Consider the following 26,654-nt stretch of genomic DNA (forward strand, 5'->3'; position numbering starts at 1 on the left):
GCGCCCAACCAGTTCCCGGAGTGAGTTGCATCATGAGTACCCAGGTCGAGATTGCGGTCATCGGCGCAGGCCCCTACGGGCTGTCGGTCGCGAGCCATCTTCTTGCGCAAGGACGCGAGGTCCGCGTCTTCGGTCTGCCGATGCAGACGTGGCACGAGGCGATGCCGGTCGGCATGAAGCTCAAATCGGAAGGGTTCGCGTCCAATCTGTCCGATCCCACCGGTGAGCTGACGCTCGAGCGCTATTGCCAACTGAACGGCCTGCCTTATTCGCATACCGGAACTCCGGTGAAGGTGGAGATCTTCTCGGCCTATGGCCGGGCCTTCCAGCAGAAGTTCATCCCGCATCTCGAACCCCGGATGGTCTCGTCGATCGAAAGGGTCCCGAATGGCTTTGCGCTGCGGCTGGACGATGGGGAAGGGGTCCGGGCGCGGACGGTCGTCGTCGCAACGGGCATCAAGGCCTTCAGCTACACGCCGCCCGAGCTCGATGGGTTGTCGAATGACCTCGTGACACATGCCTCGTGCTACGGCGACGCTGAGCATCTCGCCGGGCGAGACGTCGCGGTGGTCGGCGGGGGCGCTTCGGCAACCGACATTGCGGCCTTGCTTCGCGCGCGCGGAGCCAACCCGTTCATCGTCACCCGGCGGCCGAGCATCCGCTTTCAATCAGCCTTGGGTCAGCGCTCTCTGCTCGACCGGATCAAGGCGCCGATGACCGGACTGGGCCCGGGCTGGAAGTCGGTGCTGTGCGTTCACGCGCCGCTGGTGTTCCACGCCATGCCAGAGGACTTCCGCGTCGACGTCGTCCGACGCTATCTCGGTCCGGCGCCGGCCTGGTTTGTGCGGGACCAGGTCGAGGGACATGTGCCGGTTGTCGCCGACGCAAAGGTCGCAAAGGTCGAAGCCGGCGGACGGGGCGTGCGCCTGCAGATCAGCCACTCCGATGGTGTTACAAGGACGTTGGAGGCCGATCACGTGATCAGTGCGACAGGCTATCGCGTCGATCTCGACCGCCTGACGTTTCTTGGCGACGGGATCCGCTCGTCGCTGCGCAGGTCGGACACCGCGCCGGCGCTGTCGCGGCATTTCGAGTCGAGCGTCCCGAACCTCTATTTCGTCGGTCCCGCCGCCGCCAACAGCTTCGGACCGTTGATGCGCTTCGCCTATGGTGCCGACTACACCGCCAGGCGGCTGTCGCGCCATCTGGCCGGAGTCTCGGTTCGCAAAGGCAACCGGCAGGATGAACGGTTCACGGCGCTGAGCTCCGAGAGGTCGCGTCCGTGATCCGGCCCGGCCGCCCCGCGGTCGTCGATCCGGTCTCGCCGGACCGCGTGGATCTCGCGGCGGACGCGATGGAGGCGAGCGGGCCGATTGAGGACGAGCGCTGTCCCCCAGGCAAGCCGCGCGTCTTGTTCGTCGCCATCGTCAACAATGTCGGCTGCGAACGGGTCGTCGTCGACATGGCGCAACATGGGGCGCTGTGTGCTCTTATCAGCCCGCCCGACTTCTATGCCGCGTCGGTGAGCGGATTGACGCGCCACATCCCGCTTCCCTCTTTCAGCAGCGTCTGGCTGACCTCTTTGTTCGTTCGCCGCCGGCTCGAACAGGTCGTGAGAGACTGGTCGCCCGAGCTGATCGTGCCGCTGGACGACATCGCAGCTTGGCTGCTCCGCAGCCTTGTCGCAACTCGTCAGCTTTCGGCCGGCGCACGCGAGATCCTGGTTCGGTCGCTCGGTGCCCCGCACGGCTATCGGACGGCGACCAGCCGCCATCTGCTCATGGAGCTCGCTGCGCGCCTCGGTCTGCGCAAGCCGCACCACGCGGCCGTGACCGGAGCATTTGCGGACGAAGATCCGTCTGATGATGACTGGTCGTTTCCGCTGTTCCTGAAGACGGAGCACACCTGCGGAGGCTTCGGGGTCGAAGTCGTGCAGGACCGCTCCCAATTCGCCCAGCGCGTCGCCGCACAGCGGCGCGGCGGCTCCGGGATACGCCGTCTCGCATCGACAGCGAAACATGCGCTACAGCGCGCAGCCGGATTCGATCTGTGGGCCTCGGCGGACATGATCGCCCAGACCCATGCGGTGGGACGGCCTGCCTTTCGCACCGTCAGCACCTGGCAAGGGCGCGTGCTGGCTGGCGTCAGCTTCGTCGCCGAGCAGATCCATCCGGAGCCGACCGGCGCCAGCACCGTCATTCGTCATGTCGAGAACCAGGAAATGGCCGAGACCGCGGCTGCGCTGACCGAGGCGCTCGGCTGCTCCGGCTTCGTCAGCTTCGATTTCATGCTCAACACCGAGGATGAAACGGCCACGCTGATCGAGATGAACCCGCGCTGTGTCGGCAGCTGTCATCTGGGACAATTGTTCGGTCAAGATCTCGCCGGCGCCCTGATGTCGGAGGTCAGCGGTCGCCAGCATACGCTCTCGGCCGAGTCGGCTGATGAGCAGCTGATCGCGTTGTTTCCGAAGGAGCTCGATCGCGATCCGAAGAGCTTCTATCTAAGCTCCTCTGCCGTTCGACACGACGTGCCGTCCGCCGAGCCCGCGCTCGTCGCCGCGCACGAACGCGACCTCGTCGCGCGACATCCGGCGGATGCCCGCTTGATCCGCCGCCATATCAGCCAGGGTCCGGTCGATCGTCCCAGCCCCGAGGCGCAGCGCGGGCATTACACGAGCGCTTCGCATCTCACGGGCGAATTCGTGTGCAACGCATCGGGGTCATCCGGCCGCGATCGCTGAGCGCGGATATGGCCTCCCGGCTTCGCCCCGGCGGGCCTGAGCCCTGTCAGGCTGATTTGGGCCGCACCGCCGGCCGCCACCAGCCCTTGATCAGCTCCTCGCGGCTTTCAGCCTGATGCAGCAGGTCGGGACGGTATTTGCTTGGAATCGCGGCCTCGACCTTGCTCAGTGATCGCGACGCATCTCTTGCGTCATCGACATCCACGAACCGGTGCGTCGCGATGATCCGCGCATTGGGCATCATGTGTTGGAAGCCGAGATTGGCAAGGCCGCCGAGTTGCAGCAGCTCGGTCGGCGAAAGGTCGAGTCTGATCTGACCTTCGGCGGGCGCCTTGCGCCGGACGCCGGCGCCATGCCCGATCCGCCAGCATTCCTCGCCCAGAGCCGCACCGAGAACCCAGAGCAGGGACGGGATGGGGTCGGTCTCGCGCCGGCGCGGCTCGGAGCTCTGTGCGAGCATCCTGGAGAGGTTCTTCAGCGCGTTTTGGATGTCGGCGCCTGGGGTGCTGGCCAGATGGGACGCCATGCCGACCTGAAGCTCGCGGACCGCTTCCTCGATTCCTATGATCCGTCCGCGCGCCTGGTAGGACCGTCCGCAGGACCAGGCGAAATAGAACGAGGCCCCCAACAGCGTGAGCATTCCGTAAAGTACGATATCCACGTCGGCCCCCGTGAGTACCTCGTCGTGTGAGGTAAAATTAGCCGCTCTTGGTTAACGTCCGTTTTACGGGTCGAGTCCGGTTGATCCCGGATCACCCGTTAACGTCAGGTTGACCATAAGCCGCGGCGGATCGCTTTCATTAACGAGGTCCTCAGAGGGAACTCTCATTCTCTTTGACGGAGGGTGATCGGGATGAGCGAGGCAAAGCTGAGCAGCCAGCATTGCAGGGCGATCTGCAATGAGGTTGGCGAGCGATTGCGGTATTACCTGGATCGGAGCTCGACCAGCGTTCCGCCGCGGCTGTTGGAGCTGTTGCAGCAATTGGCGCTGCGCGAGGTGGAGGCGCCGTCGATCGTGCCCGACATGCCCGAGGAGCGCGTGGAAGCAGCCCGCCTCATTGCCGCCGAATGAGTCCTCGATCTTTCAGTACCTTGAGGCTGGTCCGAATTCTCAAACGTCAATCTCATAAGTCAATCCTGGGCGCTGACATGATCGAGACCGGTGTTGTCCGCGAGCCTGCCGGAGCCGAGAAGAGGCCGGATCTGATCGGCATCCAGATGCTGCGCGGCCTGGCTGCGTCGATGGTCGTGCTGCATCACACGCTCGAGGAGTCGCTTGCGTCCAAGGCCGCGCCGACCAGCCCGGATTGGCTGACGACGTTCGGCGCGTCCGGTGTCGACATCTTCTTCGTGATCAGCGGCTTCGTCATGGTTTATGCGAGTTTCGCCTCCGAGCGTCCCTCCATCGGCGCCGGGACGTTTCTCGCCAAGCGATTTGTCAGGATCTATCCGTTCTACTGGACATGTCTGCTGCTGATCCTGATCCTTTGGGGGCTCGGATTCTATCGCAAGCTGGATCCCACGCCCGGCATCTGGCTGCGCGCGGTGCTCCTGTTGCCGACGGACCAGCCGGTCCTGACCGTCTCGTGGACCCTGGTCTACGAAATGTATTTCTACATGCTGTTTGCGGCTGCCTTGTTTCTGCAGTGGTCGCGCCACGTCGCGGTGTTCGGCATCACGACCGCGATCGCGGCCTTGCTGGCGGCAAGCCTGCTGCTCGGCGACCGGGAGGACTTCCTGTCCAATCCCATCGTCATCGAGTTCTGCATGGGCATGCTGCTCGCAACCGCATTTCGTCGCCTGCACGTGATGCCCGCGTGGATCGGGATCGCCGCCGGACTGTCCGCCATCGTCCTGGCTTCGCTGTTCGTCCCGCATGAGACGACGAATGGACTGCCCCCGGCCGCGCGGGTCGTCGCCTGGGGACTTCCGGCGCTGCTCATTGTCGCGTCCTCGCTGAGTCTCAAGGCGGTCGGCTCAAGGCTTGAGCGTGCGATGGCATGGCTCGGCGACTGCTCCTACGCGATCTATCTCACCCACCCGTTTGTGATGGTCGTGTTCGCGCGCATCGTGAAGAACCAGCCGCGCCTGAGCGAAATGTCGTTGTTGCCGGTGGTGCCGTTTGTCGTCCTCATCTGCCTCGCAGCCGGTGCGGCGGCCCATGTGCTGATCGAACGCAGGCTGCTCGATTTCGGCCGCAGACTGCTGGCCCCGCGCCGCTCGGAAGCCGCTCTGCCGCGATAAGAGACGCGCCGGTGATGGCGCGGCCATATTCCATTGTCTTGGATGGTGGAGATCACTTGGTGCTCAGCCTCACCGATGAGGGGGCAGTCTCGCAGCTGAACCTTCGCCGTCGCGTTTTAGAGCATGATCCGGAAAAGTGGAAACCGGTTTCCCGAAAAGATCATGCTCAAACAAAGAGGAAAGATCATGATGCGTTTCCGTGGAAGCGCATCATGATCTAGCATCTGGGTGATCGGATAGGCCGGGTGTACCGTGTTGCGACTGCGGTGGGCGCTCGAAGCTCGTGACGCACCATGCCGATCGCAGCAGCGATCCCTATTCTCGTCTTGCCGGGACACCCTCTGGAGGCGCCATTGCTCTTGAGGCCTTGCCGTTCATCCTCGCGTGCGACGATCTTGCCGCAACTCAATCGCCTGCTGCGTGCTTTTCTCGGCTCCGGCTCATGAACTCTGTGCAGCTCGATCACAAAGGAACCGCACTTTCAAGTACCGTGGTCATGAGTGAGGAAGGCATCGAGGCGCGGCGATTTCTGTGGCGTCTGGCTCGCTCCGCGGAGGGCTGCGCGAGTGCCGGTGAGTGACACCTTCGCGCTCAAGGGGGGCCGAATGTTGGATACTCCGAAGTTTGGATCCCCTCGAGCCGCCGAATCCGCTAAAGCTCCGAAGGAGATTCGCAGGCTTGCCTGGCATTCGTCAATTCAGCACGAGACTTCAGTGACATCCGCTCTTCGTACCGCCCGCGGCTCAACGCTGCGCAAGAAAGCATCAGCAAAGCAAGCCGCTCCATTGAAGGCCGCTCCGCGGAAGAAGACAGTCGTTGCGACAAAAGCGAGCGCTCCGCTTCGGGCCGGCATTTCCTCCTCATCTCCGCTCGGCATGCTGGCGCTGTATCTCGCGGCGCAATGGCGTGCTTCGGGCCGAGACGGACTTGTGTTCCTTGCGGAAAATGAGAGTCGAGCCGAACGTTTGGGCTCTATCATCCCCGTCATCGAGCCGGCCTGTGATGTGCTCGTCTATCCGCGCTTGAACACGCTCCCGTTCGATCAGCTTGAGCCATCACGTGATATTGCAGGCCGACGGAGTTCTGTCCTGAGACGTCTGGCCGGCACAAAGAAGCCGATCCTGCTGATCACGACGGCGGAAGCCATGATGGAGCTCCTGCCGTTGCCCACAAACTTGTCTCGTATCGGATTCCAACTTCGGACTGGGGCGATCTATTCCGAAGCCGACCTTGAGGCTCGCTTGAAGGCCCTTGGGTACGATCTGGACGACAGCCCGGATTATCCCGGTGGAGTCTTGTTTCACGGCAACACCTTTGAGATCTTCCCGGCCGGCGCGCTCGGGCCGTTGAGAATAGAGCACTCCGGAGGACGAATCCGGCGTATCGCAGCGATCAATCCGATGGATCAGGAGGTGATTTCTGAGACGAACGAGCTCTTCATCGATCCGATGTCCGAGCGTCTGGCGTTCAAGGACAGAGCTCGAAAACGATCCAGCCTGTTCGACTACTGTTCGCGCGCCAAGTGGATCGCCGACAGCGCGGTGCCCAGGCACGCCGACACTTGGTTGAGCACGATCGAGGATGCGGCCGCCCGTGGCGAGCGTGACCGTGCATATCTGAGTCGACGCGAATGGGATCAGGCGGCAAAGAAGATCACCCTCTTGGCGCCGACCGTTCCGTTTCGCGCGACGCCGGAGTTCTATAAGGCGTCCTCGCCCCGGAAGGCCCTCCGTGCGTTCATCGAGGAAGCCCAACGCGGTGACGCACGTGTGGTGTTCGTCGCTGCGGTCGAATCGGATCTGCGTCTCATGGCCCGGATGAGCGCTGCCAAAGCCGAATGCGTGCCCGATTGGGCGCACGCGACCGCAAGGGGCAGGCGGCAGGCCGCGTTGCTGGCCGGCTTCGATGCGGGCTTTATCGTTCCTGGAAAGAAGCCGCTCGTGGTCATCACTGCTGCCGACGTGCTCGGCAGCAGGGCCCACCAACCGCAACCGACGAACTGGGCTTGGACGCCTGGCTTCGAGGCGGGTGACCTCCCCGAGCTCGGATCGGTGGTCGTTCATCTGCAACGCGGACTGGCACGCCTTGGCGGCTTGCGATCCATGGGCAGCGGAGATCTTTCGGCGCGCGAGATGGTCAGGCTGGTCTTCGCCGGGAACGACGCCGTTCTCGTGCCTCTCGCGGAATTGGCCCTGATCTGGCCGTATGCTGCTGAACTCGGGAACACCTCCCTGGACAAGGCCGACGGCAGCTCGTGGCGGCCGCGGCGAGCTGCGGCCGAGACAGAGATTCACGTCGTTGCCAAGGAGCTGGCCAAGCAGATGAGGCAGCGCCGGCGGCGTCCAGCTCCGAAGCTTGTGCCGCGCCCGGCGGCCTATGAGAAGTTCGTCGCGCGGTTTCCCTATTTCACCACCCCCGATCAGGCGAAGGCTATTCGCGACGTCCTGGATGATCTTGCATCGGGGCACCCGATGGACCGTATCGTCTGTGGCGACGTCGGTTTCGGTAAAACCGAGGTGGCGTTGCGCGCGGCGGCAGCCGCTGTGCTGGCCGGAAAGCAGGTGGCTATCGTCGTGCCGACGACGGTGCTCGCACGACAGCATTTCGAAACCTTCCGCAAGCGCTTTGCGCCTCTCGGCTTCGATGTTGGAAACCTGTCGCGGGTGGCCTCGGCCGCGGACGCGCGCGACGTGAGGGAGCGCCTCAAGAGCGGAGAACTCAGGATCGTGGTCGGGACCCTCTCGCTGGCATCCAAGGAGGTGAAATTTGCTGACCTTGGCCTGATCATCATTGACGAGGAACAGCATTTCGGCGCTGCCGAGAAAGCCATGCTGTCGAATCTCAATAAAAACGGCCACAGGCTCTGGATGAGTGCGACGCCGATCCCCCGCACCCTCGCGGCCGGCCTGACGGGTTTGCGGGATCTCAGCGTGATCGCAACCCCGCCGGTGCATCGTGTTCCGGTCGCCACCAAGGTGGCGCCGCTGTCGGACATCGCGATCGCCGCTGCCCTGGTTCGCGAGCACAGACGCAACGGTCAGAGCTTTGTCATTTGTCCGCGGATCCAGGATCTCGATCCTCTCCTGGCCAAGGTTCACGCGCTGGTGCCGGAACTCCGTATCAATACCATTCACGGCAAGTTGCCGACGGACGAGATCGACGAGAGATTGATGGGGTTCGTCGAGGGCCGCACCGATGTCCTACTTGCCACCAACATCGTGGAAAGCGGTCTCGACATTCCACGTGCGAACACGATCGTCGTATGCTGGCCGGAAAAATTCGGCTTGGCACAGTTGCATCAGCTCAGGGGACGAGTGGGACGCGGCGGCATCCGTGCGTTTGCGCATTTCCTGACGGAAGGCGGCTCTGACCGCTCGGAAAAGCGGCTCTCGGTTCTCGAGGAATTGAGCCGTCCGGGAGCTGGCTTTGCCATCAGCGCTCGCGACCTCGACCTCCGTGGCGGCGGCGACCTGCGCTCCGATCGACAATCGGGCCACATGCAGGTGTTCGGGCCGACTCTTTACGGCCACCTTCTTACACTTGCGCTGGAGGGAGATCGCGACGGAATGTCCGCGCTCTGGATCCCTGAACTGAATTTGCCCATCCCTGAGCTGCTTCCCGCGAGCTATGTGCAATCGGAGGCCGTCAGGCTCGAGATCTATGCGCGGGCCGCCCGGTGCCGCAGTGATGACGAGCTGGAGGAGCTCGAGGATGAAACGCAGCGCCGATTTGGAAAGCTGCCGTCCGAGGCCGGCAATTTCTTTGCGGTTGCCAGGCTCAGGGTGAATTGCCGGGAACGAGGGATCATGCGTCTCGATGTCGGGCCGGATGCGATCGCTGCAACGATGCTCGCAGGGAAGATCAGGAAGTCGTGCTCGCGGCTGCTGCAGCGCGAGGGCGATCGCGTCGTCTATCCCGGGCGCAGTAATGAACCTGCTTTACGAAGAGTAGAGCTCTTCTTGGATCTCCTGGACGAATAAGACGAATGAAGAGCTACAGGCCGCTCAATTTGAAGCGGTTCTGTGTGCCCTCTTCGGGGCAGAGATGAAGGCGATGAAGCGTGCCCCTTGGCCGGGGTGATTGAACATCCTTGTTGTTGCCACAGGGATGATCGCTCGAGCCTGCCCTGGCACGGCATACTCAGATGCATGTGGCGCGTATCGCCGCAATTCAGAGCGACGCGCGTCACATCTGCGGCGCGTCTGAAACAATATAGAACCAAAGATATGCAAACTGATAAGTTGTGGTTGCTTAGCAAGGCGATGTCCTGACGTCTTCGGGGTTAGGCGCGTGCTGCCGAGTTGCATGACGGTGCGCGTCTGCTTTGCGGCGCTTTCAAGGGCGGAAACGATGCCGTCGCTGTTGGCGCGCTTGTTTGGAAAGCGTCGAAGAAGTATCTACGAAGAGAAATCGCTGTATTACCAACATGCTCGTCCGGAGTCGTCGTCCGGCCTGGTGCTTGTTAGACGAGTTCTAGCCGTCGTGTCGTCATCCCGGAATGCTCGTGTGTTAGGAGCGCCCACGTACCGAGAGCTGGAGCTTGGGATGATCGCGATGTCCGAAGGGGTTGCTGCGCGATCGATGGCGGCGGTGGGGTAACGATCTCGTTGAGCCTTGCGAGCTCGTTTGTGCTCGCTTTGGGCGTCGTCGGAGTTCAGTCGCATTCAACTGCGAGATCATATCGACACTTCGTCTGTGGATCACGAGTGGTCTTGGTCGACCTATCAAAGGTCGAAACACGTTCAAACTGTAACGCATCCTGATGTTGTGTCGTCGGCGCAGCGTTACCTTGGAGAGATTAAAAACTTGAGAGGGCGGTATCCTTTTGACTGTCATTCTCAGCTGCATTACTCGTAGCTCATCGCTATCGCTTGTTAGTAGGAGTAGCCGGGCATGATGGTCTTCGACAGGGACGATGTCACCTTCACCGTCGTCGTGAATCACGAAGAGCAATATTCGATCTGGCCGACATTCAAGGACATTCCGAGCGGGTGGAATGCGGTCGGTGTGACCGGCAGCAAGAAGGAATGTCTGGATCATATCGAGCGGGTCTGGACGGACATGCGACCGTTGTCGCTGCGCAAGTTCATGCAGGAAAGCCCCCAGACGCCGGCTCAATCCTAGATCCAAGGGGCTGGCACCGATGCGGCTCATCTGTTTGCCTTACGCGGGAGGCAGCGCCATGATCTATGCGCGCTGGAGACGCCTTCTTCCGTCATGGATCGAGGTGGTGCCCCTGGAGTTGCCTGGCCGTGGCGCGCGAATGGATGAGCCTCTGCACACGGAAATGGCCGGACTCGCGGATCAGCTTGCAACTGAGTTGATCGGGACAGCGTGGCGATCGCCTTATGCGTTGTTCGGGCATAGTCTCGGTGGGTTGATTGCCTTCGAGGTCGCGCACGGATTGCTTGCGCGCGGCGCGCCCAGTCCGCAGATCTTGCTCGTATCTGGAACGGAGGCGCCGGCGATGCGTGACGGGAGCCGTTGGCAGGAACCGCTCGACCATGATGCGCTTCGCGGCGAGTTGTCGAGATTGAAGGGCACGCCGTCGGAAGCTCTGGAAAGCCCGGAGATCATGCGTCACGCTCTGCCGATTCTGCGGGCCGACTTCCTGATGTGCGGCAACTACGTCCCGCAACAGCGGAAGCGCTTGCCCTGTCCGATACAGGTTTTCGGCGGTGATCGGGACGAGACGCGCCGGGAGGCGCTCGATGCCTGGCGCGACGAGACATCGGCGTCGTTCAGGCTCGACGTGCTGGCAGGCGATCATTTCTTCATTCATGCGCGGCAGGCCGAATTGGTGAGCCGCATCGCCGCACTGTTGGCACGCCAAAGCCGGCGCCAGCCTGCTGCTGTCGGCGCGGAGCCGTAGCGGGCCGGGGCAGGGAGGCTGGCTGCATTGGCTTCTTGAAGGCAGGGTGATGGCGCGGTCGAGGTGGAAAGCAGGGAGGATTCATGTTCGCAATGCAACCTAAAATTGATAGTGAGGCGCTTCCGTTTCTTTTGCGTGCCAGCCGCAAGCAGCAGTCACTGACGGATGCCGTCAGTGAGCTGCGGGGCATAATCGAGAGGCAGCTCCAGGCCAGCGGCGGGATTCTGTTTCGCGACTTTCATCTCGACGGCGCCGAAGCATTCAGGAGCTTCGCCGCCAGCTTTGGTCATCCGCTGCTCAGCTATGAATTCGGTTCGACGCCGCGCACGCAAGTGAGCTCTGGCGTCTACACGTCGACAGAATATCCGCCGCATCAAAGCATTCCCCTGCACAATGAGCAGGCCTACACGCGCGATTGGCCGTTGAAGATTTGGTTCTATTGCGAACAGCCAGCTCAGCAGGGCGGCGAGACGCCGATCGCCGACAGCCGGCTCATCTACCGCGACATGCCTGCCGCGATCCGGAGCCGATTTGCCGAGAAGGGCGTCATGTATGTCCGCAACTATGGCAGCGGCCTCGACGTAGACTGGCGAGACGTGTTCGGCGCGCAATCGAAGGCCGAAGTCGAGGCGTATTGTGCGGCTCATGCGATCGCCTGCGAATGGAAGGACGGCGATGAGCTGCGCACACGCCAGGTTTGCCAGGGCACCGCTGTGCATCCCTTCACGGGGGACAAGGTCTGGTTCAATCAGGCGCATCTCTTCCATGTCTCCAGTCTTGCACCCGAGGTGCGCGAAAGCCTGCTCGACATTGTGAGCGATCCGCTCGAACTGCCCCGCAACGCCTTCTATGGCGATGGCTCGCCGATCGAGGATGAGACGCTCGCTGCTGTCCGCGATGTGCTCGACCGCCATAAGATCATCTTTCCCTGGCAAGCGGGCGACGTCGTGATGCTCGACAACATGCTGACGGCGCATGCCCGCGAGCCGTTCAAGGGGCCGCGCCGGGTCATCGTCGCGATGGCACAAGCCTACGGGCTGCAGTGATCCCAGCCGTCCAGACCACTGATCGAATGCCACGCCGTTAGCGGATATCTGCAACATGTTCCCAGAAACTCTCGTCGAACGACTGCGTGAGCACGCTACGCTGCGAGCCGACCGTGTGGCGCTGCGCTTCATCGAGGGCGAGACTGTCGTTGGAGAGTTGACGTTCGCTGATCTCGACCGGCGTGTGCGTGCCCTGGCCGCACGGCTGCAGGATTTCGGTGGCGCCGGAGAACGCGCCGTCATTCTGCTGCCGAGCGGCCTCGACTACGCCGTGGCCTTTTATGCGTGCCTCTACGCCGGCGTGATTGCCGTGCCTGCCTATCCGCCGGAAAGCGGCAAGGAGCGCCATACGGCTCGCCTCGATGGCATCCTGCGCGACGCGGCGCCCCGCTTCATCCTCACCGCGGCGGGCCTGCGCGACAAGATCCCTGCCTCGTTCGGCCGCCTCGTCCCTCATGTTCTCGCCGTCGATGCCATCCCGGTGGAAGGTGCGGCGTCCTGGCACGAGACCGGGCCGCGAGGCGATGCGATCGCATTCCTTCAATATACGTCAGGATCGACGTCGCAACCGAAAGGCGTTTGCGTCACACACCGGAACCTCGTCGCCAACGAGCTCGCGATCGAGGCCGCGACGGGGGTGACGGCAGACGACGTCTTCGTCAGCTGGCTGCCGCTCTACCATGACATGGGTCTGATGGGCGGATTGCTGAGTCCGCTCTTCACGGGCTACTCGGCAGTGTTGATGTCGCCGCGCAACTTCCTGGAGCAGCCGCGCCGCTGGCTCGATGCGATTGATCGGCATGGCGGCACGGTCAGTGGCGGACCGGACTTTGCTTTTGCACTCTGCGCGGAACGGATCTCCGACGAAGCGATTTCGCGCCTTGATCTCAGCCGCTGGCGCTTTGCATTCTCCGGCTCGGAATTCGTGCGGCGTGCGACGCTCGAACGGTTCGCTGAGCGCTTCCGTCCCACAGGATTCGATCAGCGCGCGCTGACGCCGTGCTATGGACTCGCGGAGGCGACCCTGTTGGTCACAGCAGGCGAGCGTGCAAGCAGGGCTGTGTGCCACACACTCGAGCCGAACGCGCTTGCTCAGGGGCGTGTCGCCGATGCCGATGAGGGCTCCGCACTGATGGCGTGTGGCGTCGCAGCCGAACATCACGTCGTGCGGATCATGCGGCCGGATGGCTCGGGTGAGGCCGATGCGGACGAGATCGGCGAGATCTGGGTCGCTGGCCCGAGCGTGGCCAACGGCTATTGGAACAACGCACAGGCGACGCAACAGACATTTGTAAACAGAGGCGGCTCGCGCTGGCTGCGCACAGGCGACCTCGGCTTTCTCCGCGATGGCGCGCTGGTCGTGACGGGGCGGCTCAAGGATCTGCTGATCGTTCGTGGTCAGAACATCTATCCGTTCGACCTCGAACAGGCCGTCGAGACCGAGGTGTCCCAGGTTCGGAAGGGCCGCGTCGCGGCCTTCCCGGTCGAGATTGACGGTGCGGAAGGCATCGGCATCGCCGCGGAGTTCAGCAGAGCCGTGCTGCGGCGGACGCCATCTGACGCCTTGATCAAGGCCGTCGGCGATGCGGTCATGCGGCAGACCCAGGAATATCCCGCGGTTGTCGTGCTGCTCAATCCGCAGGGCATGCCGCTGACCACCAGCGGCAAGCTGCAGCGCTCCGCCTGTCGCGCGGGCTGGATGCAGGGGACGCTCGACAGTTTCAAGGTGTTCGCACGGGGGCAAGAGACCGCCGAACGGCCGGCGCCGGATCCGCTCACAGAAACCGAGCGCAGTCTTGCACTGATCTGGCAGGATGTGCTTCGCCTTGCGAAAGTCAGCCGCGAGGATGACTTCTTCGTGCTTGGCGGCAACTCGATTACCGCTGTGCAAATTGCCGGACGGGTGCGTGAGCGCCTGCATGTCGATCTTGATCTGCGCAGCTTTTTTGATGCGCCCACGCTCGGTGCTCTGGCCGCCTCGATCGATGCCGCGGACCGTGTGGCTGACGCCGTGCCTCCGCTGCGCACCGCAGCGCCGGACGCGCGCGTGCTGCTGTCGCCTGCACAGGAGCGGCTCTGGTTCCTTTGGAGCATGGACCCTGCCAGCACGGCCTACACCATCGCCTGTACGGTCATGTTCGAAGGCGCACTCGATCAGGCTCGACTGGTGCGCGCTCTGAACGACATCGTCGCGCGCCACGAACCGCTTCGCACCACCTTTGCGTCCCACGATGGCCGAGCGGCGCAAGTGATTCATGACGTCCAGGAGGTGCTCGTCGCCGTCGAGGATCTTCGGCGTTGCTCGGCGGCAGATCGTGCGATGCGGGCCGCAGCGCGAATCCAGAGTGAGCTGGCGAGGCCGTTCGATCTCGTCAATGGGCCGCTGCTGCGCGCCGTTCTGGTGCAATTGGCCGACGATCGGCACGAACTGCTGCTCTCGGCGCATCACATCGTGGCCGATGGTCTGTCACTCAATGTGCTGCTGAACGAACTCTCGAGCATCTATGGCTCGCATGGGCAGCAATCTCCAGCGTCACTGCCGCCGCTCGTCGTCCAGTATGCCGACTACGCGGCATGGCAACGGGCTTGGCTGACGAGTCCAGAGGCCGATCGGCAGATCGCCTATTGGCGCGAGCGGCTCGGTGAGACGCAGGAACCGCTGGCGCTCCCGTTCGATCGGCAGCGTCCGCCGGTTCAGAGTTATCGTGGTGACACCATTCACCTCGAGATCGGGGCGGACCTGGCGCGGAAGCTGCGTCGGCGTGCCGGTGAGCAAAGCGTCAGCATGTTCATGCTGCTGCTTGCCGCCTATCAGCTGCTGTTGTTCCGCTACTCGGGCCAGTCCGTTCTGCGGGTCGGCGTGCCGGTCGCCGGCCGCCGGCAGACCGAACTTGACGCCCTGATCGGCTGCTTCGTCAACACGCTGGTGCTGTGCGCCGACGTGGCTGACGATATGAGCTTCGGCGATCTGCTGAACCAGGCGAAGGCCGAAGTCATTGCGGCGCTCGCGCATCAGGACCTGCCGTTCGACAGACTTGTTGAAACGCTGAATCCCGTGCGGTTGGGCGGACATAATCCACTGTTCCAGGTCAAGTTCAACTACATGGCGGAGCCGAGAGGATTCGCGGCGGCCGACGGCCTGCGCGCCGAAACCCACATCATGGATCTGGTCGGCTCGCATTTCGATCTCGCGCTCGATGTCCTCGATGGCGCCGCGGGTATGGCGGCCAGCCTCAATTACGCAACCGATCTGTTCGACAGGCTCACCATCGAGCGGATGGGCGCCCAATTCGTCGAATTCCTGGAGCAGATCGCAGACGGCGTCGAACGCCCGCTGACCGACTTCGCTCTTGCACCTCAGCTTCGTCAGGCGGTGGCGCAGGAGGTTCGGACGTTCCCGCTGACGGACATCGTTGCGCTGATCGAGGCGGCGGCTGCGGGTCGTGGCGCCAAGGTCGCTCTGCGGCAAGGACGGGCCAGTGTCACATTTGCCGAGCTGCAGCGCTGGTCGGATCAGATTGCGTATCGGCTGGCGGCGCGCGGCGTCGGGCGCGAAGTACCCGTCGCACTGTGGATCGAGCGGTCCCCGGCATTCGTCGCGGCGCTGCTCGGGGTATTGAAGGCGGGCGGCGCTTATGTCCCGCTCGATCCGGCTTGGCCTGTCGCCCGCGCGCGGCGCATCCTCGAAGACGGAAAGATCCGCCTACTGATCGCGACCGGCGACCGCCTCGCAGCAGCGCAGGAGTTGGGATGTCTCGTGCTCGATGCCGAATGGCGCGATCACGACATCTCCGACCGATTCGTGCCGCATGCCAATCATTCGGCCCAGACCGCCTACATCATCTACACCTCCGGCTCGACCGGCGCGCCGAAGGGCGTCGCGGTGTCGCACGGCGCACTGGCGAACTACGTGCAGGCGGTGCTGACGCGGTTGCGGCCTGAGGCAGATACCAATATGGCGATGGTTTCGACCGTCGCCGCCGACCTTGGTCACACCGTCCTGTTCGGTGCGCTTGCCAGCGGCGCGACCCTGAACCTGCTGCCCGCTGATGCCGCATTCGATGCCGACGCCTTCGCACAGGCCATGCGCGAGGGGAGCGTCGACATCCTCAAGATCGTTCCGAGTCATCTGCGCGGTCTGTTGCAAGCGCGCCGTTCGGAGGACGTGCTGCCGCGGGATGTGCTTGTGCTCGGTGGTGAGCCTAGCGATCCGCGGCTGCTCGCAGACGTGCGCCAGCTGCGACCGCAATGCCGGATCGTCAATCATTACGGCCCGACCGAAACCACCGTGGGAATCGCGACCCATGAATGGGCAGGGATCACTGACGGCGATATCGTGCCGATCGGCCTGCCCGTGGCGAACCTGCGCGCTTATGTGCTCGACGATGCGTTGAGTGTGGTGCCATGCGGGGTCGCAGGCGAGCTCTATGTCGGTGGCTCGGGCGTTGCGCGAGGCTATTGCGGGGCGCCGGGGCAGACCGCCGAACGCTTCGTTCCGGATCCTTTCGGACCACCCGGCGAGCGCCTCTATCGCACCGGCGATCGCGTACGGTGCGACCGACTTGGACGGATCGTGTTCCTCGGCCGGCGCGATGACCAGGTCAAGCTCCGTGGCTACCGCGTCGAGCCGACCGAGATCGCGCGGGTGATGACCTCGCTCAGTCGCGTGGTCGATGCAGCCGTTGTGACCCGTGCGAGCGACGTCGAGCAGGATCGGCTCGAGCTGGTGGCCTATTGCGTCGTGGAGACGGGCACGGAGCTCTCGCCGGACATCCTGCGGGCGCAAATGACTGCGCTGGTACCGGACTATATGGTTCCTTCGCGCGTGATCATTCTCGATCGCCTGCCGCTGACCGCGAACGGCAAGCTGGACCGGGCTGCGCTTCCGCAGCCCGATGACGAGGCCACGACATCCTATGCCGATCCGGTCGGGGAGGTCGAGCAGACCATTGCCGCCGTGTGGCGCGAAGTGCTGGGTCGCGACCGTATCGGCCGCGACGACAATTTCTTCGAGCTCGGCGGCGATTCCATTCTCAGCCTGCAGATCATCGCAAGGCTGCGCAAACGCGGCGTGGTCCTGACACCCAAGCAGGTCTTTGCGCAGCAGACGATCGCGGCCCTGGCCGGCGTGGTTGCGACCACCTCCGCGCCGGCTGTGGCGGCGTCGGCGGCAGCGCGCAGCGTCGCGAACTCCGACGCTGCGGCGCTACTGCCGATCCAATTGCGGTTCTTTGCAGAGAAGATCCCCAGCCGTGATCACTTCAATCAGGCCGTGATGCTCGTACCGCGAGATCGCACCAGGTGGAGCGTGCTGCAGGCCGCGCTCATGGCGGTCGTCCTGCATCACGACGCGCTCCGTATGCGGTATCGTCGAGTGGCGGATACTTGGCAGGCGTCCCTTGCCGATCCGCCTGCAGCCTCCGATCTGCTGTGGACCCGAAGCGAGGTCCAGCCGGCTGATCTAGGCGCCATCACATCGTCCGCGCAGGCCAGCCTCTCGCTGGCGTCGGGAACCTTGCTCCGCGCAGTCGGCTGTGACCTCATCGATGGCAGTCAGCGTCTGCTGATCGCAATCCATCACCTCGCTGTGGATGGCGTGTCCTGGCGCATCCTGCTCGCGGACATCGTCTCGGCTTGCGAGCAGCTCGAGGCCGGAGCTGCGGCGGTCACCTTGCCGAAAAGCGACTCGCCGTCGTCCTGGGCAAAGCGGCTGCACGCATATGCGACATCCGAACGGCTAGCGGCCGAATTGCCGTTCTGGCTGGCAACGTCCCAAGGGAGCGATCTGCCTTGCGATGACGACCATGGCGGCGTCGACCTCGAAGCCGATGCTGATGAGGTGGTGCTCGATGTGGGCGCGGCGTTGACCGCGCAGCTTCTCGAGGCCGCGCCGGCAGCCTACCGCACCAGGATCAACGACCTGCTGCTCGCCGCGCTGGCACGTGCGGTCGCGATCTGGTGCGGCCGCGACGATATTGCGATCGAACTCGAGGGGCATGGTCGTGAGGACATCTTTGCCGATGCCGACATCACGCGAACGGTGGGATGGCTCACGAGCGCATTCCCGTTCCGCCTGAAGGGCGGTGCTGACGCCGATGCAGCCCTCATCAAGACAGTGAAGGAAGCCCTGCGCGCCGTTCCCGATCATGGAATCGGCTATGGGATCCTTCGCTACCTCGGCAGGCCTGAGCATCGCGAGGCACTCTCGCGGGCGCCAAACCCGCGCGTGATCTTCAACTATCTCGGCCGGTTCGATCAGGACCTCGGCGCGGCGGCCGCGTATCGGATCGGCGCGGAAGATCCCGGCGCGATGCGGGCGGCGGACACGCCGTTGCGGGCCTGGCTCACCATCAATGGCGAGGTGCGCGACGGCAGCCTCCGCCTTGCCTTCCGCTATGGCCGACGCCGCTATCGGCGGGCGACGATCGAGCGGGTTGCCGAGCTCTATCGCGCAGCGCTGCGCGGTCTCGTGGATCACTGTGTTCAGAGCGCGGGCTGCCTCACGCCCTCCGACGTTCCGCTCGCGAATCTCGATCAGGTGACGCTCGACCGTCTTAGTGCAGCGCGCGACGTTCGCAATATCGAAGAGATCTATCCGCTGTCGCCGATGCAGCAGGGGCTGCTGTTTCATGCGCTTCGCGATGGCCAGGACGACGCTTATGTCAATCAGCTTGCGGTGGAGCTGCGTGGTGTCACGCCGGCCGCGCTGTGCGCGGCGTGGCAAGCGGCGAGCGCGCAGCATGCAGTGCTGCGGACGGGCTTTGTCTGGCAGCTTTCGGAGGCGGCTCAGCAGATCGTCTATCGCCGGCTGGATGTTCCGATCGTCGAGGACGATTGGCGCAGCCGGATGGCCTCATTGCGCGAGGGCGCGGATCTCGACGCGGCGTTGGCCGAAGCCGGGCAGCGCGAACGAGCGCTTGGATTCGACGTCACCCAACCGCCGCTGCAGCGACTGCGTCTGATCCGGCTCGATCATGATCGGCTCTGGATGATTTGGACGCACCATCACCTGCTGGTCGATGGCTGGAGCTCGGCCCGGCTGCTGGCCGAGGTCCTGAAGCGCGCGGCTCGCGGCACGCCGGCTGTGTCACAAGGTCGATATCGCGACTACATCGCTTGGCTCCAGATGCAAGACCGCAGCGTGGCCGCTGATTTCTGGCGCGAGGCACTGGACGATCTCGCGGAGCCGACGCTGCTCGCTGATGCGCTGCACGCCAGGGGCCCAATCAGCCGGGCGATCGGACACGGACGGCTGACGCAGGTCCTGGACGGCGCGCTGGCGACGCGTCTCAAGCGGTTCGCGGCGCAGCGGCGGGTCACCATGAATACGCTGCTGCAGGGCGCCTGGGCGCAGGTGCTGCGGCAGCTCTGCGGGCAGGCCACCATTTGCTTCGGTGTCACCGTCGCCGGACGCCCGGCAGAGCTTGTCGACGCGGAGCACGGGATTGGGCTGTTCATCAACACGTTGCCGCTGGTCGATACGGCGCATCCGCAGGCGGCGATCGGTGATTGGCTGCGCGCGCTGCAGGCGCGCAACGTGGCGGCCCGCGACTATGAATGGATGCCGCTGCACGAAATCCAGCGCCTCGCCGAGCTCGGTGGCCGGCAGATGTTCGATAGCATCCTGGTGTTCGAGAACTATCCAATCGACCAGTCCCTGATGGATCGCAACGATGCCTTGCCGCAGGTCGGACGTGTCGAGCATGTGACACCGACGACCTATGCAATGGCGGTCGCGGTCTTCGAAAGCGGCGAAAGTCTCCGGCTCGACTTCAACTATGATCGGTCGCAGCTGGATGAGCACGCAGCACGATGGGTGAGCGCTGCGATGCGCGACTGGCTGATCGCGATCACGGCCGATGCCTCGCGCGTCATGGGCAGCCTGCAGGCGATCAGCGAGGAGACGCTCGCAAGCGTTCTGCGTTGGGGGAGCGCGGATGGCGACGCCCTCGCGCCGGGATCGCTGAACCTCGTGGCGCAGATCGAGGCTCAGGCGGCCCGAACGCCCGATGCGGTTGCCGTCATCAGCGGCGAGCGCCGGCTGAGCTATGCTGAGCTGAATGCCCGATCAAACCGGTTGGCGCGGCGGCTGAGGGCGCGCGGGATCGGTCCTGACGTGGTGGTCGGCCTTGCGCTGGAGCGCGCGCCGATCATGCTGGTGGCGCTGCTTGCGGTGTTGAAGGCGGGAGGGGCTTATCTGCCGCTCGATCCCGACTATCCGCCTGACCGTCTCGTCCACATGCTCCGCGACAGCGGCACGAAGCTGCTGCTGACGCAAGCGTCGCTTCAGGATCGATTTGCGGCAGCGCTGGCCGATGGCGGCGCCGAGGCCTGGCTGCTCGATGATCAGACCGGTCAAGAGGCTGGCTCAGCCGCCAATCTCGGCATTGGCCTGCATCCGGAGAATCTCGCTTATCTGATCTACACCTCGGGCTCGACCGGGCTGCCCAAGGGCGTGATGGTGCGGCATGGCGCGGTCGCGAATTTTCTGGCCACGATGGCCGAGCAGCCGGGAATGGCGTCCGCAGATTGCGCGCTAGGCCTGACGTCGCTGTCGTTCGATATCGCGGTGCTGGAGCTGTGGCTGCCATTGACGTGCGGGGCTCGCATCGTGCTCGCCGATCGGGCCGCCGCGCATGATCCGGCGGCGTTGAAGGCGATGATGGTCAGACATGGTGTGACCATGGTCCAGGCGACGCCGTCGAGCTGGCGCATGCTGCTTGACCATGAGGACGGTGACGTGTGGCTTCCCGACGGCTGCCGCGTGCTGAGTGGTGGCGAGGCGCTAGCGCCCGACCTGGCCGCGCGGCTGACGGAGCTGAGCCACGATGTCTGGAACCTGTATGGGCCGACCGAGACCACGGTCTGGTCCGCGCGCCGTCGGCTTGACGCGAACAATCGGTCGCCTGTGCTGGGTGGGCCGGTCGGCAATACGACGTTCTATGTGCTCGACTCGCATTTCAATCTCGCGCCGATTGGCGTGGCCGGCGAGCTCTTTATCGGCGGCGCGGGACTTGCGCGTGGCTATTGGCGCCGTGCAGGGCTGAGCGCCGAGCGCTTCGTCCCGGATCCGTTTGGGCCGGCCGGTGCGCGGCTATACCGTACCGGTGATCTGGCGCGCTGGCGTGCCGATGGCGTGCTCGATTATGTCGGTCGCGCCGACCATCAGGTGAAGATTCGAGGCCGCCGGATCGAGCTCGGCGAAATCGAAGCGCATCTCCGGGCGCAGCCCGGCGTACGCGACAGTGTCGTGGTGGCGCGGGAGATCGGCGGCGGCCTGAATTTGATCGGCTATGTCAGCGGCGATGAAGCGCTCGATGCTGCAAGCCTGCGCTCGGCCCTCATCGCGGTGCTGCCAGACTACATGGTGCCGTGGCGGTTGATCATATTGCCGCAACTGCCGCTCACGCCCAACGGCAAGATCGACAGGCGCAGGTTGCCGCCGCCGTCTCAAGGCGGCCCTGTCGAGCAGGTGCATGAGGCTCCTGTTGGCGAGATCGAGGTCACTCTTGCCCGGATCTGGGCGGAGCTGCTCGCCGTCGAGCGTGTGAGCCGCAGCGACCGCTTCTTCGAGCTGGGCGGGCATTCGCTGCTGGCCGTGCGGCTGATCAGCCGCGTCTCGCAGGAGTTCGGCGTCGCGCCGCCATTGTCCGAGCTGTTCGCCCGCCCGGAGCTGGCGGAATTCGCCCGCGCCGTCTCGATCAGGCTGATTGAGGAGGAATTCGAGGCGCGCGAGCTCCAAGAGCTGATCGAGGCAGAGTAGCGATGAAACGACAATCAGCCGAGCCCAACCTGACGGATCTCGACTCGGAGGCGCTGCAGCGTCTGGCGCTTGCTGCCAGGGAGCGAAGCCGCAAGGCGGGCAGGCGGCATCCCGGTGCGATCCCGATCATCGATCGCGCGGGCAAGCTGCCGCTGTCCTTTGCGCAGCAGCAATTGTGGCTCGTCTCGCAGCTTGATGGCGTGAGTACGAACTATCACCTGGATGTCGTGTTGCGGCTGCAGGGAGAACTCGATCTCGCCGCCTGGCGTCGCAGTCTCGATCGCCTGCTCGGACGTCATGAGGCGCTGCGCACGATCTTCATTGCCGAGCATGGCGAGCCGCAGGTCCAATTGCTGCCGCCGGACACGGTGGTGCCGCTCTCGTGGCATGATCTCCGTGCCCGGCCGGATCGCGAACAGCGCTTCCGCGAGCTGCTCGAAGAATGCCGGGGCGAGCCGTTCGATCTTGCCTGCGGACCGCTGATCCGCAGTCATCTGATCCGCCTTGATGATGACGTGCATGCCGCGCTGCTCAGCCTGCACCACATCGTCTCGGACGGCTGGTCGATGGGCGTGATCGTGCGTGAGCTTTCGGCGCTGTATACGGCCTTCGCCGCGGGTGAAGGCGATCCCCTGCCGCCGCTCGCGCTCCAATATCCGGACTTCGCCGCATGGCAGCGCAAGGCGCTGACGCAGCAGAAGCTGAAGCGCCAGCTGGATCATTGGACGGGCGCCCTGGCCGGGGCGCCGCCGATGCTGACGTTGCCGACGGATCGTCCGCGAACGGTGCCGAGATCGATCGCCGGCGCTGCGGTGCCCGTGGAGATCGGCGGTGAGCTGTCAGGTGCGATTCGGCAGCTCGGCCGCATGCTCGGCGCCACACCGTTCGTGATCGTGCTCTCGGCATGGGCCATCGTGCTGTCTCGGCTCGCCGGCCAGCTTGATCTCGTGATCGGCACGCCCACGGCAAACCGGACGGTGGCTCAGCTGGAGGGGCTGGTCGGCTTCTTCGCCAACATGCTGGCCGTGCGCCTCGATCTGACGGAGGCGCCGAGCGTGGCGGAGCTGGTCGAGCGTGTGAAGAAGGCAGTGCTTGCGGCGCAAGACCATCAGGACCTGCCCTTCGAACATCTTGTCGAAGCGCTGCAGCCGCCGCGAAATCCGGATCATACGCCCATCTTCCAGGTCGTGTTTGCGTGGCAGAGCAACGACGTTGGCGAGCTGGCGCTTCCCGGCATCGATGTCGTGCGCCTGGCCGCGGAGCCGCGGCAGATCAAGTTCGATCTCGAGCTCGATCTCAGCGAGACCGCCGGCGGTATCTCCGGACGGCTGAACTACGCGACGGCCCTGTTCGATGAAGCGACCGTGCTGCGGCAGCGCAACTACCTGATGGCGGCGCTGCGGGCCATGGTCACCGATGTCGGTCAGTCGGTGCAGGCGATTGAGCTGCTGTCCGGCGAGGAGCGGTCAATGCTCCTCGACCATTGGAACCGGACGGATTTGTTCACGCCGCCCGAACGCTGCATCCAGGACCTGATTGCTGACCAGGTCCATCGATGGCCGGCCGCTGTGGCGCTGGTGCATGACGGCGTCCGATTGACCTATCGCGAGCTCGATACGAGAGCCAATCGCTTGGCTCATCATCTGCTCGAGCACGGTGCGGCTCCCGATCGCCTGGTGGCAATCTGTCAGCAGCGCGGTATCGACGCGATCGTCAGCCTGCTCGCGGTTCTCAAGGCAGGAGCTGCCTATCTGCCGCTCGACCCGGTGTACCCGGCACAGCGGCTGCGTGAGATCCTGGCCGACGCTGAACCTGTGCTGCTGTTGTGCGACAACGACGGCGCCGCGAAGCTCGGCGATGTCGCGTGCCCTGTCCTTGACGTGAAGAGACATGCGCCGAAATGGCATGATATGCCCGACGTCGCGCCCGTGATTGCCGGCCTGACGCCGCGCCATCTCGCCTACGTCATCTATACCTCCGGCTCCACGGGCAAGCCGAAGGGTGTGATGATCGAACACCGCGGCCTGGTGAATCTTGCGCTGGCCCAGATCGCGCTCTTCGAAATCAAGCGCGACAGCCGTGTCGTACAATTCGCGTCGTTCAGCTTCGATGCAAGCGTCTGGGACATCGTCATGGCGTTGTGTTCGGGTGCCGAGTTGCATCTGATCGGCGGCGACGCACACCGCGATGCCTCGGTGCTGTTCGACTATTTCGCGGATCATCGCATCACGCATGCCACGCTGCCGCCTGCGATGCTGCAGGGCCGGCCGGACCTGGAACGTCTGGCCGTCCTGGAGACCTTGGTGCTTGCCGGCGAATTGCCAAAGGCGGAACTCATCGCGGCGTTGCCGCTCAGCGTCGCCGTGTTCAATGCCTACGGGCCGACCGAAGCCACCGTCTGCGCCACCGCATGGCGTCGCCCCGCTGGCTTTGTCGATGGGGCCGTTCCGATCGGAAGACCGATCGCCAATGCGCGCATCTATCTGCTCGACGATCTGGGGGGGCCGGTGCCACGTGGCGCGGTCGGCGAGATCTGGATCGGTGGAGCAGGGGTTGCGCGCGGCTATCTCAACCGGGTTGATCTCACGGCGGAACGCTTCGCCACGGACCCATTCGCGTCGGGCGAAGATGCGCGGATGTACCGCACCGGCGATCTCGGGCGCTACCGCCCCGATGGCGACATCGAGTTCCTCGGTCGCAACGATCATCAGGTCAAGATCCGCGGCTTCCGCATCGAGCTCGGTGAGATCGAGGCGCGCTTGGCGGCGCTCGACGGCGTAAGGGATTCCGCTGTGCTGGCGCGACGCACGACGCATGGCGACACCACGCTCACCGCCTATGTGGTGCCGGCCGAGGGCGTCGGCGCCGTCGGCCCCTGGAGCGCGCAATTGCGGGCGCATCTACAGGCCTGCCTGCCAGACTACATGGTGCCCTCCGCCATCCTGTGTCTGCCTGCGCTTCCGCTGACGCCGAACGGCAAGGTCGACCGCAACGCGTTGCCCGCCCCGGATGACGGCGCTTTCTCGCGCCGCGCTTATGCAGCGCCGCAAGGAGAGCGCGAGTTCGAGCTTGCCGCCATATGGAGCGAGCTTCTCGGCATCGATCGCATCGGGCGGAACGATCACTTCTTCGAGCTTGGCGGTCAATCGCTGCTGATCGTCCGCTTGCTGGACCGTCTGCAGCGCCGTGGCTTCACGACGAACGCGCGGACCGTGTTCGTCAAGCCGGTGTTGCACGAGCTTGCGGCGAGCCTGCATCGCCTCGACGAGGTGGCCATTCCGGAGAATCTGATCACGGAACGGACGACGACCATCACGCCGGAGATGCTGCCGCTGATCGCGCTGAACCAGTCCGAAATCGATCGAGTGGTCGATCAGGTGCCCGGAGGTGTCGCCAACATCCAGGACATCTACGCGCTGTCGCCGCTGCAGGAAGGCATCATGTTTCATCATCTGCTGGCGACGGAGGGGGATCCTTACGTGCTCGTCGCGCAGATGGCGTTTCCGAGCCGCGATCTGCTCGATCGCTATCTGGCTGCCGTCCAGCAGGTGATCGACCGGCACGATGTGCTGCGTACATCGATCGTTTGGGACGGCCCATCCGTCCCCGTTCAGGTGGTCTGGCGGCGGGCGCAGATTGAGGTCACAGAGGTCGCGCTCGATGGTCACGGGCCGGCGCATCTGGAACTCGCCAAGCGGTTCGATCCGAGATCGTCCCGGATCGATCTGTCCAAGGCGCCGCTGCTGAGGTTTGCCGTGGCCCGCGATCCGGCAGGCGAGCGCATGCTGCTGCTGGTTCTGCTGCACCACATGATCGGCGATCACGCGACGTTGGAGGCTATTCATCGCGAGGTGGAGGCCATGATGTCGGGTTGTGCGCATCTCCTGCCCGCTCCGACGCCGTTCCGCAATCTCGTGGCCCGAAGCCGCGATGCTGCGAGGCGGGACGCCGAGCAGCGCTTCTTCCGCGGCATGCTGGCTGATATCGACGCGCCGACAGCGCCGTTCGGCCTGTTGGATGTACGTAGCGACGGCGACAGCGTTCGCGAAGCGAAGCTGGCAATCCCGTCGGCGCTTGATGCGCGTGCCCGTACTCAGGCGCGACGCCTCGGCGTGAGTCTTGCCAGCCTGTGTCACCTCGCCTGGGCGCAGGTGCTCGCACGGAGCAGTGGGCGTGAGCAGATCGTGTTTGGCACGGTCCTGTTCGGGCGCATGCAGACCGGCGCCGGGCTCGACCGCAGTTTGGGTCTGTTCATCAACACGCTACCGCTACGGCTCGATCTCGACGAGACTTCTGTCGAGACGAGCGTGCGCGTGGCGCATGCTCGCCTGGCCGAGCTGACGATGCATGAACACGCGTCATTGGCCATGGCGCAGCGATGCAGCGGCGTCGCGCCGCCGGCACCGCTGTTCTCGGCGATCCTGAATTATCGCCATAGCCGGAAGCGGGAGCCGGAAGCGGTATTGGACAGCCCGTTGCATGCGGTTGAATGGCTCGGCGCGGAGGAGCGTACGAACTATCCCTTGATGCTTGCAGTCGATGACGACGGCGACGCATTGCGCCTAACGGCCCAGACCGCCGCGGCTGTCACGCCGCACCGGATCTGCGCGATGATGCAGCGATGTCTCGACCAACTCGTATCGGCGCTCGAAACCGATCCGCACATGCCGGTTTGTCGGGTGGACGTGATCCCGGCGGGAGACCGTGCGCAACTGCTCGAGGCCTGGAATGCGACGGCCAAGGCTCTGGACCGACCATGCGTGCCCCGCCAATTCGAGGCGCAGGCGGCCCGCAGGGGCGATGCAATCGCGCTGATCCATGGCGACGAGACGATCAACTATGGCGAACTGAACGCGCGGGCAAACCGGCTGGCATCCCGCCTCAGGACCCACGGGATCGGGACGGATGTCGTGGTCGGCCTGGCGCTGGAGCGCAGCATCACGACGATGGTGGCGCTGCTCGCGGTGCTCAAGGCCGGCGGAGCCT

At 64.3% G+C, this 26,654-nt stretch carries 12 protein-coding genes; 11 read left to right on the forward strand and 1 reads right to left on the reverse strand.

Annotated elements, in window-relative coordinates; all coding sequences use genetic code 11:
• The first annotated feature begins 32 nt into the window (after positions 1-32).
• Positions 33-1,286: an NAD(P)-binding domain-containing protein gene (locus HL671_RS01990; protein WP_172235434.1), complete on the forward strand. Its 1,254-nt coding sequence runs from the start codon at positions 33-35 to the stop codon at positions 1,284-1,286.
• A complete protein-coding gene (locus tag HL671_RS38885; RefSeq protein ID WP_172235435.1) occupies positions 1,283-2,743 on the forward strand; it encodes an ATP-grasp domain-containing protein in 1,461 nt (486 codons plus the stop codon). Before HL671_RS01990 ends, HL671_RS38885 begins: the two co-directional genes overlap by 4 nt.
• Positions 2,744-2,789: 46 nt before the next feature.
• Here the strand turns inward: HL671_RS38885 and HL671_RS02000 are convergent, their stop codons facing one another.
• Entirely contained in the window at positions 2,790-3,404 is a 615-nt protein-coding gene (locus HL671_RS02000) for a hypothetical protein (RefSeq protein WP_172235436.1), read from the reverse strand.
• A gap of 192 nt (positions 3,405-3,596) precedes the next feature.
• Between HL671_RS02000 and HL671_RS02005 the strand changes: the two genes are divergently transcribed.
• From HL671_RS02005 to HL671_RS02045, 9 genes are all read left to right on the forward strand, one after another.
• On the forward strand, positions 3,597-3,815 hold the full coding sequence (locus HL671_RS02005) for a hypothetical protein (RefSeq protein WP_041750347.1): 219 nt from the start codon (positions 3,597-3,599) through the stop codon (positions 3,813-3,815).
• 77 nt (positions 3,816-3,892) lie between these two features.
• Positions 3,893-4,987, forward strand: a complete 1,095-nt coding sequence (locus HL671_RS02010; RefSeq protein ID WP_172235437.1) for an acyltransferase family protein — start codon at positions 3,893-3,895, stop codon at positions 4,985-4,987.
• Between the two features lie 59 nt (positions 4,988-5,046).
• Entirely contained in the window at positions 5,047-5,208 is a 162-nt protein-coding gene (locus HL671_RS02015) for a hypothetical protein (RefSeq protein WP_210263711.1), read from the forward strand.
• 654 nt (positions 5,209-5,862) lie between these two features.
• Positions 5,863-8,967, forward strand: coding sequence for a DEAD/DEAH box helicase (locus HL671_RS02020; protein ID WP_172235460.1), 3,105 nt, complete (start codon positions 5,863-5,865; stop codon positions 8,965-8,967).
• Between the two features lie 913 nt (positions 8,968-9,880).
• A complete protein-coding gene (locus tag HL671_RS02025; RefSeq protein WP_012041381.1) occupies positions 9,881-10,111 on the forward strand; it encodes an MbtH family protein in 231 nt (76 codons plus the stop codon).
• Positions 10,112-10,130: 19 nt separating this feature from the next.
• Complete coding sequence (locus HL671_RS02030) at positions 10,131-10,859, forward strand: thioesterase II family protein (RefSeq protein ID WP_210263712.1); 729 nt, start codon at positions 10,131-10,133, stop codon at positions 10,857-10,859.
• A gap of 83 nt (positions 10,860-10,942) precedes the next feature.
• Positions 10,943-11,905: a TauD/TfdA family dioxygenase gene (locus tag HL671_RS02035; protein WP_172235439.1), complete on the forward strand. Its 963-nt coding sequence runs from the start codon at positions 10,943-10,945 to the stop codon at positions 11,903-11,905.
• A gap of 55 nt (positions 11,906-11,960) precedes the next feature.
• Positions 11,961-21,668, forward strand: a complete 9,708-nt coding sequence (locus tag HL671_RS02040; protein WP_172235440.1) for a non-ribosomal peptide synthetase — start codon at positions 11,961-11,963, stop codon at positions 21,666-21,668.
• A 2-nt stretch (positions 21,669-21,670) separates the two neighbouring features.
• Positions 21,671-26,654: non-ribosomal peptide synthetase (locus HL671_RS02045; RefSeq protein ID WP_172235441.1), on the forward strand; the 4,984-nt coding region annotated here is incomplete at its 3' end.

Origin of the sequence: Bradyrhizobium denitrificans, from assembly GCF_013179005.1 — a bacterium.
Taxonomy (GTDB): domain Bacteria; phylum Pseudomonadota; class Alphaproteobacteria; order Rhizobiales; family Xanthobacteraceae; genus Bradyrhizobium; species Bradyrhizobium denitrificans.